Origin of the sequence: Protofrankia sp. Cas4 (genome assembly GCF_963555915.1) — a bacterium.
Lineage (GTDB): Bacteria > Actinomycetota > Actinomycetes > Frankiales > Frankiaceae > Protofrankia.
In genome coordinates this window covers 12,380-23,873 of record NZ_CAUVXL010000110.1, presented here as the reverse complement: position 1 = coordinate 23,873, position 11,494 = coordinate 12,380, and the positions used below count along the sequence as shown (strand labels likewise).

Here is an 11,494-nt window from a genome sequence, read left to right as displayed (position 1 = left end):
TCAGCGGCGTGGATGCGATGGAAACCGATCCAAATCCGGACCGAGCCAGTGGTGAGAAGAACGCTCCACGACCGCCGGATGCTAGGAATCGGGCGGGCGACAGCTGGGTGGAGCAGGTGTTCGTGACCTGCACCAGTGCGGTGAACGCCACGATGGCGCGGGCGTCGCTGTGGCACGGCGGTCGTCCCTGCCCGTCTACGCGGGGCAAGGCGGCAAGCCCCGATCCACGGCGGACGGTGCTCGCCTGTTGCGACCGCGGCTGTTTCGACGAAGCCGAAGAGGTACTGGCCGCCGTCGTGGAGAAGGTCACGTCCGCCGGTTGGCTTGAGCGTTCACCCGACTACGCCCGGCCGTGTGACGACCGCGGTGGTGCCAGCGTGGATGCGAGACTGGCCCTGTACACCGCACGCACAGCCGCCGCTGTACTGGGCGAGATGCACCGCCATCGGCGTAAGAATCTCGGGTTGCCGCAACGGCCGGAGCGGGTCGCCGACGCCGACTGGGCAAAGCGGTTGTTCCCTGACCCGGCGGATCGGGCGCTGCTCGTACACGTCCTTACCTGGCTCGGCAGTGACGGCCCGGCGACCGGCGATCCGGGCTGGCCGCTGCAGGTGTGGGCGGAACGCTACGGGCTGGCGCTCCCGGACATGGCCAGGTGGGTCGCCCGTGTTGTCAGTGTGCTGCGTGCGGAAGACCCGCGCCGGTATCAGCGGTACATCGCGGGGCCGCTGGCGGCCAAACCGCGTACAACTGTCCCGTTCAGCGCCGTCGAGCTCGTCGACGGGCACCCTATCCGGCGGCACCGACACCGGTACACGACGGCACCAGGGCTGTGGGAGGACCGCGCCTTCGTCGCACCGAGACCTGGAAGAGCGTCCATGCCAGCAGCTACGCCGATGAAGACGATCGCCACCACGAAGGGCAGGCTGTGAACCGCATCGCTGTGCACGTCGTCGGAGCCTCCGACCTCGGCATGCACGAGCCGACATCCGCCGAGACGGCCAAGCGGATTACAGAACTCACCGGTCTTGAGCCCTCCGCTCTCGCTGATGAGCTCGCAGGTACACCGATCGCCTGGTTTCTTCGGAAGATCGACAGTTTGAATGATCCTCCGGTTGACCGACTGATCCTCCTCGCGACCAAGCGGCACGACGATCCGAGGGTGCAGCCGGCAACCCAGGACCTGGCCGAGGTGATCCTCCCCTTCGTCCGGCAGCAGGTGCCGGCAAGCACCATCGAGCAGATCCCGCTGCCCAGCATCGCGGACGCCAGACATTGGTTGGAAACCTTTGTCGACAACGCTGCCAACGCCATCGGCAAGGAGACCCGATGGGAACTGCCGCTCGGCGGCGGTGCGACGGGTGTTCTGCTAGGGGTGATGTTCGAGCTGCTGCTACGGGGCCACGACCTGACATTGTGGGCGGCGAACGGAGCCGGGTCCACGATTCCGCTGGTTCCGTCCGGGCTGAAAGCGGCGCCGGCGCGATGGCTGGTGCGCCACCGCTACTACGAACCGCTCGCCAGCAGTGATCCGCCGTTGGAGGTGCCACCGACGCTGTCCCCGGGTGATAAGCGCTGGACGACGCTGGCCCAGCGGCAGCGTGTAGATGTATGCGCGCTACTCGCCGATCAGCCGAAGGAAAACGACGCCTGGAAAGTGACGGACGTTGTTCAGGCGATCCTGGCTGAGGCGGTACAGGCCGCGTTCGCCGAAGGACTTGCCCGCGGGGAGATCACCGATGGCGCTGCCGCCCGCACCTGGCTCTCCCTGGCGAGACACGCCGCTATTCCGGAAAACAGGCAGCTGGTGCGTCCGCTACCCGATCCGGAAGATCCGACGGTCGAGGAGTGGCGTAGAAAGGTTGTACGGCTCAGCCACGGCATGCACAAACCGGCGCCTCTACCTCCTGTCATCCGCACGATGCAGAACGAATGGGCGACCACTCAGCGGGCTGAGCGCTGCGTACTCCAAGCCTTCCCGGACTGGCCGGTCGCACCCCCGCCGCCGGCCGAACGGACGGTCGTCGTTCTACGGGCGTTGAGCCGGTCCGCCACACCCGACCAGGGTGAGATCGACGATCAGTTCCTGCTCGACCGTATCTCCGAGGCACTCGGCGCCGGGCAGGTGCTTTCGTTCGAGTTCGTCACCGACATGGCCAGGGTGACGGCCACCCGCGAAGGCGTGGAACGAATTTCGGTGACGGTCACCGACCCCAAGCTGCGACCGGACAATGTCGAGAAGTGCCGCGTTCAGCTGTTTGACGCACTGTTGGCAGAACCGCGCGCGGTGGTGGCGGACGAGGTCGCCGTACTGCTGCCGATCGGACGGAAAGCACTAATGGTAGCAGCGATCCTCGCAGGGATCGATTGGTCGCTGCACGCCGCGGTGCCGCTAACACTGCTGGTAGCGGAGGGTAATCATGGCCCTGACGGACTCGTCATCGAGACGACCCGGATAACGGCGGAGAAAACCAGACCGTTCGCCGTCCTGGGCCTTGACAGAGCCCTCGCCCATCTGGCTGCCGAGGCGCTGACCAGGCTCGACATCACGCTGGCCGGGCATCTGCTCCAACGCGGCTCCCGCACGCTTCAAGCCCTCGCCGTCGAGGTCAACGAGCTTCAGCGCAACGCCTTCGGCGTCCTGCCATCGAGCACCGACGCACAAACCTCCGGAGCTGAGGTGGCACATGCCCGCGCCCGGCTCGGACTGTGCCGCCAGATTGTCAAGTCCAACCCATGGGACGCCGCGTACCTTGCTCTTTCCACGCTCGACCACACGTTCCGCATGCCCAGTGAAACCAAGAATGCGACCGTGCATAAATTAGGTGAATTCGTGCTCATCCCGGACGAGGACTGGGTTCCAGTCGAATCAAATACAATGTCTCCTATAACGCCAGATCCTAAATCTTGGTACTATCTTGCACCGTGGAAAGCGGTCCGTAACGGCCAGGGAGCATGCCATGAGCTGAACAAGTTGCGAAACCGTCATCCGCTCTCGCACGGCTTCGTCGACAAAGCCACGCAGGATGAGAGGACCAAGCCAATCAGAGTTCCGGAACCCGCTTACGTCGCCAAGCTGTTGGACAAGGCGGACGCCGAGTTGACGGAAGCGCTCGCCGAGCGTTACCCATCGCTGATATTGGAAGATCGAGACGCTTTGGCAGGAAAGCTCGAGCGGCTGATCGGTGAGGTGCGAAAGTTCGCCGAGGGACCCAAGCCGATCGGGCAGTCGGGCGCCGCGGCGGAGTAGGTCGCAGCCAGCGCGGCAAAGGTGTTGACCGGTGCCCGCACCGGAACGATGTCGGCCAGCCTGCGGGGTGCGGCCAGCATCGCGAGTATCCGCAGCGCTGCGGTCACCGACGTGTCGTGATAGGCATCGAGGAATTCGGTTTCGGTCGGCGCCAGCGGCGTCCCGTCACGGCCGACCGGAGCGGGCACGGGAACCTGCCAGATTCGCGGACCTTCGGGCAGCAGGGCTCGCCATCCGGCCGTGAAGATCCGTACCTGCGCACGGGGCTTCCCGCCGAGGTCCGCGACGACGCCAAGCATGTCGTCCTCGGGAACAAGAAACACGACCCGCACGTCCTCGGGCGGCGAACCCAGCAGTCGGGCGGCCGGCGTCATGGGCGCGGGCTCCTGGGTGAGCACGTGTGCCCACACCTGATGCGGATTGCCGTCCGGTCGGGCCAGCGCGTCCCGCATCAACTCGTCGGCCAGCCGCCCGTCGAGCTGCCCACCGCTGGACAACGAACGAGCCAGCAGGGCGAAGCTGTCAAGACCCCAGCCGAGCGCGGCGGCTACCAGCGCGGCGACCGTGTACATCCCAGCCCACATGGGTCCGGTGAGAACGATGCCGTGAACACCGGGGACGTCGCCCGCGTGCGGTTCCGCCGCCCGCGGCGCGGCAAGCCGCGGCACGAAAAGCCGGCCCGCCGGCCATCGGGGTGCGGGCTCCGTGCCGAACGGGACATCGTCCCAGGTTGCACCGGTTCGCTCGAATGCCTTGGCAAACACCCGCTCCGCGTCGGCGCGGGTGGCGATACCGTCCCGACGTTCCAACAGGACGTAGTCGCCGACGCGGTAACGGCAGATCCTGCCCCGCCAGTGCGGCACGACTGTCACCGCCCAGTTACCCTGTTGAAGCGCCAACTCGGCGAACAGTGCTCCGCCGGCCTCCGGGTGCTGACGCTGCAGCAAGGCGCGCTGTCTGCGAACCCGCTGTTCAGCCGCGGCGAGGCGGCTCGCCATGCCGGCGATCGAATCCTCGACCAGCCCGAATGCTGCCAGCATCTCCAACGGGTGGACCCCGACCGCGTGGGCGAGTACGGGAATGGCATGTGGGTCCACAGCCGTGTCGTTCGCCAACCAACGACGGATCTTATCCGTAGTGGACGCCAGACCCAACTGTCCGGCGACCGCGGCGGTCAACGCCGGCAGGCTCATTCTTCTATGGCCGAGCGCCTTCTTCATCGCGTCGGCCCAGTGAGCCTGCTCCGGCCTGGAGTTCACCGGCGTCGGCATAGCGAGCGGCTGGTAGCGCCCGGAGGCATCCGGCGATAGCACCCGAACATCATCCCGCACCCGTGCTGGCAGGTGTTCACCCCACCACCGCTGACAGGTCACGCCTGCGAGACAGTAACCGGGGCCTGCCACAGACCTCATGCCAGGCAGGCGTAAGTGACACAGCCTCCGCGGAACCTCGGGCCGTTCTTGAGCCGCGTCGTAGGAGCGGATTCCTACGGTCTGGCACGCGATGCGCTCGTGCTGCATGCCGTGCCTACGGCCGGAAGCGGACAGGACCTCGACAACCGGGATGGGCTGGTCGCCGGTGGATCATCGAACACTCCAGCGATCCACAGAGGCGCATACCGAAGTATGATCCAAGCATGTCTGCTACCACCCGCATCACGATCACGCTACCCAGCGACCAGGTCGCCGAGCTGAAAAAGATCACGGACAATGTTTCCGGATACGTCGCCGCAGCTGTCGCGCGCCAGATCCGACACCGGCTACTCGTCGACGAGCTTCAGCGCTACCAGGAGGAATCCGGCGCGTTCACGCAGGAGGAGCTGGCCGAGGCGCGGGCCAAACTCGACGCCGCAGACATCACCGAAGGCACGACAGCGTGACAAAGCGCATCGAAACGGTCATCCTGGACTGCGCGGGACTGTCCGCCTGGATCGCTCAAGATCGAAAGGTCGCCGCCATCCTCCAGATCTTCAGCGAAATGGAGTCCGACCTCATCATCAGCGCCAACACAATCATCGAGGTCAGCCACGCGGGCGTGAACATCCCTCGGCTGAACTGGCTGCTCTCGCGGATCAAGGTCGAACCGGTCACCAAGGAGACCGCGACGGCTTCCGCGCAGCTACTCAAGAAAGCCAATCTGCACGGCCACAGATACGCGATCGATGCCACAGTGGTCGAGGCCGCACTGCGGCAGCCTCGACCGGTCGCCATGCTGACATCGGATATCAACGACATGTCCAGGCTCTGCGGCGATCAGGTACATCTGATCGCCGTCTGAATCAACCCCGTGCACCGGCGTCAATCCCTCCATGGATGATTGCAGATCGGATCGCCGTGGAGCTGCTTGGCCTGCCGGTCGCCGACGTTTCAATCCCTCCAGGGATGATCACAGACCCGGTAACCGTGAGCTGCACCCCGCCGAGGAGGAGGTTTCAATCCCTCCAGGGAGGATCACGGACCAGGATCGGCGAGGTCGGTGAGGTTTTCCCAAACGTTTCAATCCCTCCAGGGATGATCACAGACCTCCCCCCGCTGTCAGGTCGGCGCGCACAAGGAACAGTTTCAATCCCTCCAGGGATGATCACGGACACGGGTCGGGCTACTACCGGTTCTACCTGCCGTAGTTTCAATCCCTCCATGGATGATCACGGACCCGTGACCCGTCCGAGGGAAAAGGGCTTGTGCGGGCGTTTCAATCCCTCCAGGGATGATCACGGACAGGTAGTGACCGCCAGCCGGAACAACAAGGCGGGGTTTCAATCCCTCCAGGGATGATCACGGACGACGAACGCTGTCGGGGTCACCCGGGACGCCGTCCGGTTTCAATCCCTCCAGGGATGATCACGGACCAGCTATGAGGCGTATTGGCGCCCTGTATGGAAGCCGGTTTCAATCCCTCCAGGGAGGATCACGGACACGTCGTGATTCTGCCCGGTGCACGTGGCGGGAAGTTGTTTCAATCCCTCCAGGGATGATCACGGACGTCGCTGATAGCCGGGACGGCAGGCGTAACCCCCGGTTTCAATCCCTCCAGGGATGATCACGGACTGCCGGCGGGGACGTCCTGGCCGCTACGAGACGGGTTTCAATCCCTCCAGGGATGATCACGGACGAGCGCGGCCGAGCTCGCCGGGATGGTGCGCACCGCGTTGTTTCAATCCCTCCAGGGATGATCACGGACCCGTCAGATGACCGCGGGCGGCTATCCGGTGACGAGTTTCAATCCCTCCAGGGATGATCACGGACCGTGCCGCTCATGCGCCGCTACCGGTTGGGTGTTTCAATCCCTCCAGGGATGATCACGGACGCGATCATCCGAGAGGATGTGGACCTACCGGACGTTTCAATCCCTCCAGGGATGATCACGGACAAGGACCGGCGCACCGCCCCGTTCCGCACCCACTAGTTTCAATCCCTCCAGGGATGATCACGGACCGCGCCCTTGCCGCCAAGGTGCAGACCACCGGCCGCCGTTTCAATCCCTCCAGGGATGATCACGGACCTCCGCCGGAACGGTTATCCGGGGCTGGTGGAGTTTCAATCCCTCCAGGGATGATCACGGACAGTGTAGCTCCCGGCGCCGTCGGTGGCCACCGCGTGTTTCAATCCCTCCAGGGATGATCACGGACCGAAGGCCAGTAGCAACCGGGCGACCTCGTCTTTTTGTTTCAATCCCTCCAGGGATGATCACGGACGTTCATCCCGGGTGGATGGTATGACGGTGTTGCCGATGTTTCAATCCCTCCAGGGATGATCACGGACCGGCGCAGGGATCCAGGCGGACAGCGCAGATCGAAAGTTTCAATCCCTCCAGGGATGATCACGGATCGAACCAGTGATGACCAGCAACCAGAAGAGGACCGCAGCGTTTCAATCCCTCCAGGGATGATCACGGACGTCACTCTGCCACGATCGCGACTTGCGTACAGCCGCGTTTCAATCCCTCCAGGGATGATCACGGACCCGACCGTGGCAGACAGCCGGCAGCGGACCTCGGTGTTTCAATCCCTCCAGGGATGATCACGGACCGGTCCGTCGTACTCACCCCCAGCTCGTCTACGGTCGTTTCAATCCCTCCAGGGATGATCACGGACCGGGGCGATCTACCGCTGCGGGGCCCACAACCGCCTAGGTTTCAATCCCTCCAGGGATGATCACGGACCCCGGTCACCGTCACGCTCATGACCGGCCCGGAAGGTGCGTTTCAATCCCTCCAGGGATGATCACGGACCTGCACGGGCAATACGGCTGCGGGCTGGCTTGGCACGTTTCAATCCCTCCAGGGATGATCACGGACCGGGGATTGGGCCGGCCGGGTTCTGACGATCCGCGCGTTTCAATCCCTCCAGAGATGATCACGGACAATGGAGTCGCAACCAGCCGATAGAAATCGGCCCGCAGTTTCAATCCCTCCAGGGATGATCACGGACTGGCGCGCTCCTCGGGGTCCGCCAGCAGCCGACCACGTTTCAATCCCTCCAGGGATGATCACGGACCTGCACGGGCAATGCGGCTGCGGGCTGGCTTGGCACGTTTCAATCCCTCCAGGGATGATCACGGACGGACCGGCGGGGCGCAGACCGTCGTTGCTCGCACGTTTCAATCCCTCCAGGGATGATCACGGACCCGGTAATGATCACCAGGTTTGTCGTGACCTTAGCGGGTTTCAATCCCTCCAGGGATGATCACGGACCCTCGGCGCGGAGGACAGCTTGGTCTATCCCGTCAGCGTTTCAATCCCTCCAGGGATGATCACGGACTCTCGTCACAGGTCCGGCATCCTTCGTCACGGTGAAGGCGTTTCAATCCCTCCAGGGATGATCACGGACACTGGAATCAGAATTGAATGCATTGTTTTGCCCGCCGTTTCAATCCCTCCAGGGATGATCACGGACGCGTGCCGCTCGGCACCACTGGCGGTGTCTACCTGTTTCAATCCCTTCAGGGATGATCACGGACCCGTACAGCAGCCCATCGACCACGTTGCGGTCGTGTTTCAATCCCTCCAGGGATGATCACGGACCCGGGCCATCAGAAGCAGGCGCCCGCGCTGCGGCTGCGGTTTCAATCCCTCCAGGGAGGATCACGGACTGATCGCGGTGGGCGTGGGTCTGCTCCCTGCGTTGTTTCAATCCCTCCAGGGATGATCACGGACCGGTATCCGGAGGGCCGCTCAGGGCAGGTGCAAGGGTGTTTCAATCCCTCCAGGGATGATCACGGACCCGGCTTGTCCAGGGGCAACCCCCTGCATAAGCCCGTTTCAATCCCTCCAGGGATGATCACGGACCATCGACGACGACCGACGCAATCACCCGATCATCATGTTTCAATCCCTCCAGGGATGATCACGGACCAGGCGCTCGCCTGGTCGCTGCTCTGGCCGCCGGAGCCGTTTCAATCCCTCCAGGGATGATCACGGACGTGCCGGACTCGGTTGGCTTCGCGCCCACGTCGCGTTTCAATCCCTCCAGGGATGATCACGGACCCGGGATCAGGTCTGCTGCGCCTGCTACCCGCCGCGTTTCAATCCCTCCAGGGATGATCACGGACGGTCGCCCCCATCGTGGCCGGAACGTGGTCCACCCTGTTTCAATCCCTCCAGGGATGATCACGGACCAGGCCAAGGACCATCGTGTTACCCGCCCGGACTGGTTTCAATCCCTCCAGGGATGATCACGGACGGCCAGGAACAGGGTGGCGGCTGCCACGACCTTCGTTTCAATCCCTCCAGGGATGATCACGGACCGCTGCGTCCAACTGCTACCAGACCTCGCAGATGTGCCGTTTCAATCCCTCCAGGGATGATCACGGCCAGGTTCACCGAACTGACGGCGCAGGCCAACGGAGCGTTTCAATCCCTCCAGGGATGATCACGGACCTATCTCCAGAATGGCACTCTCAGCTCGTCTCAAGGGTTTCAATCCCTCCAGGGATGATCACGGACCGGTGTTGGATCAGCCATAATCTACCCTCCCGCCTGCTGGTTTCAATCCCTCCGGGGATGATCACGGACTGGCGTGGGATACGGCGCTTAGGCTGCGTGGGGAGCTGTTTCAATCCCTCCAGGGATGATCACGGACGACTCCACCCGTGGCGCGGGATGGGAGGGACCTGGCGTTTCAATCCCTCCAGGGATGATCACGGACCCCGGCTGTAGATCCACTATTCCACCCGGAAGGTCCTGTTTCAATCCCTCCAGGGATGATCACGGACATGACTTTCGCCGCATCCGCAAGCGGCGTGACCGGTTTCAATCCCTCCAGGGATGATCACGGACCACCTTCGTCCAGCCATACCCCACGCCGATCACACGTTTCAATCCCTCTAGGGATGATCACGGACATAGATAAAGAATTCGCCCAAATACACAATTGTCGGTTTCAATCCCTCCAGGGATGATCACGGACAGCCCTTTTTGGCTATCAGGTCTGTCATTGTTTCGTGTTTCAATCCCTCCAGGGATGATCACGGACTTCAACGGGTTAACTCATGCGGAGATGGCCATTTGGTTTCAATCCCTCCAGGGATGATCACGGACTTGCTTTCACGGATGTTGCGGCCGATCGGGTGCCGGGGTTTCAATCCCTCCAGGGATGATCACGGACCAGTCGGCGGGCGACGGTCGCGGGCGTCCGCCCGTGTTTCAATCCCTCCAGGGATGATCACGGACCGCCCGGTTTGTTGATCGGACCGCCCGTCCGTACTCGTTTCAATCCCTCCAGGGATGATCACGGACTCCGTGGATCCGAAGTCGATGCAGGTCGCACCGCCGTTTCAATCCCTCCAGGGATGATCACGGACCGTTCACCAACGGGTCGTACCTCAAGTACATGCCAGGTTTCAATCCCTCCAGGGATGATCACGGACCAGCGACTCGGCGCGGCCTTGCGCGCGGCCGGTGTGTTTCAATCCCTCCAGGGATGATCACGGACGACTCGCCATGGCGCGCACCCGTCTCACCCTGGCCTGGTTTCAATCCCTCCAGGGATGATCACGGACCACACGCGTTCCGCCATGGTGGCCTGGTCGTCATGTTTCAATCCCTCCAGGGATGATCACGGACGCGAAGCAGTCAGGTACAGAACTGTCCGGTACGCGTTTCAATCCCTCCAGGGATGATCACGGACTGCTGCTCTGCCGGACGAAGCCGTCCAGCTCCTGCGTTTCAATCCCTCCAGGGATGATCACGGACGTGATCTTTGTAAGGGATGTGTCAAACATCATTGCCGGTTTCAATCCCTCCAGGGATGATCACGGACGAGCCTGCATCTCGGCACGGAACGCCCGGAGCTCAAGTTTCAATCCCTCCAGGGATGATCACGGACCCTACCCTCGCCGCTTGGGCATGTACCCGGCCGCAGGTTTCAATCCCTCCAGGGATGATCACGGACAGGACCCCGCCGGTCGGTTTGCCGTGCGCGCACCAGGGTTTCAATCCCTCCAGGGATGATCACGGACAACACAGACATCCGCATACCGCACGTCCACGGACGGCGTTTCAATCCCTCCAGGGATGATCACGGACACCGCACGGTTCATGCCGGACGGATCCGGCCGGTTGTTTCAATCCCTCCAGGGATGATCACGGACCCCCTTTAGGGGGGGTTGGCTGGTCTGGGCAGGTTTCAATCCCTCCAGGGATGATCACGGACACGATCAAGTCGCTCTCGACAGGTTACAATCTCAAGTTTCAATCCCTCCAGGGATGATCACGGACACTTTTGGACGCCGGTGCCGTTCGGCCGGGATGCCCGGTTTCAATCCCTCCAGGGATGATCACGGACCGGGTGCGGCCGACACCCAACCGCGTCCGGATCTCACGTTTCAATCCCTCCAGGGATGATCACGGACCTACGCCGAGCTAGAGCGGCGCGCAGACCTCATCGTTTCAATCCCTCCAGGGATGATCACGGACTCGCGGTATCCGCCGGCGCAGCGGCCATCGTGTCAAGTTTCAATCCCTCCAGGGATGATCACGGACTGGCTGAGCAACCCGCATAACTGGCTACGGATTGTGTTTCAATCCCTCCAGGGATGATCACGGACACGTGTCCGCGAGATGGCTACGGCGCTGGACGCACGTTTCAATCCCTCCAGGGATGATCACGGACCGCCGCACGGGTCGAGATCACCGCTACCGGAATTGGTTTCAATCCCTCCAGGGATGATCACGGACACGGCGACCCCGCACGCTGAGGGCCTGGAGCTCAAGTTTCAATCCCTCCAGGGATGATCACGGACTCGT

Annotated in this window: 4 protein-coding genes and 1 CRISPR repeat array (1 of these 5 only partly in view); all 4 genes read left to right on the top strand. The window is 62.9% G+C overall.

The genetic code is table 11. The annotated features are described in order from the left end of the window. Positions 1-122: 122 nt before the first annotated feature. The 4 genes from U9979_RS10170 to U9979_RS10155 all read left to right on the top strand — a co-directional run bounded on the left by U9979_RS10170 (position 123) and on the right by U9979_RS10155 (position 5,527). A complete protein-coding gene (locus tag U9979_RS10170; protein WP_322779173.1) occupies positions 123-932 on the top strand; it encodes a hypothetical protein in 810 nt (269 codons plus the stop codon). Continuing rightward, positions 929-3,250 (top strand): hypothetical protein, encoded by a 2,322-nt coding sequence (locus U9979_RS10165; RefSeq protein ID WP_322779172.1) that lies wholly within the window; start codon positions 929-931, stop codon positions 3,248-3,250. Before U9979_RS10170 ends, U9979_RS10165 begins: the two co-directional genes overlap by 4 nt. A gap of 1,636 nt (positions 3,251-4,886) precedes the next feature. After that, positions 4,887-5,129 carry a hypothetical protein gene (locus U9979_RS10160; protein ID WP_322779171.1) on the top strand — a complete coding sequence of 81 codons (243 nt, stop codon included), beginning with the start codon at positions 4,887-4,889 and terminating at the stop codon, positions 5,127-5,129. Then, on the top strand, positions 5,126-5,527 hold the full coding sequence (locus U9979_RS10155; protein WP_322779170.1) for a hypothetical protein: 402 nt from the start codon (positions 5,126-5,128) through the stop codon (positions 5,525-5,527). Before U9979_RS10160 ends, U9979_RS10155 begins: the two co-directional genes overlap by 4 nt. 86 nt (positions 5,528-5,613) lie before the next feature. Further along, positions 5,614-11,494: direct repeats of the CRISPR family, unit length 30 nt; unit sequence GTTTCAATCCCTCCAGGGATGATCACGGAC (it continues 62 nt past the right edge of the window).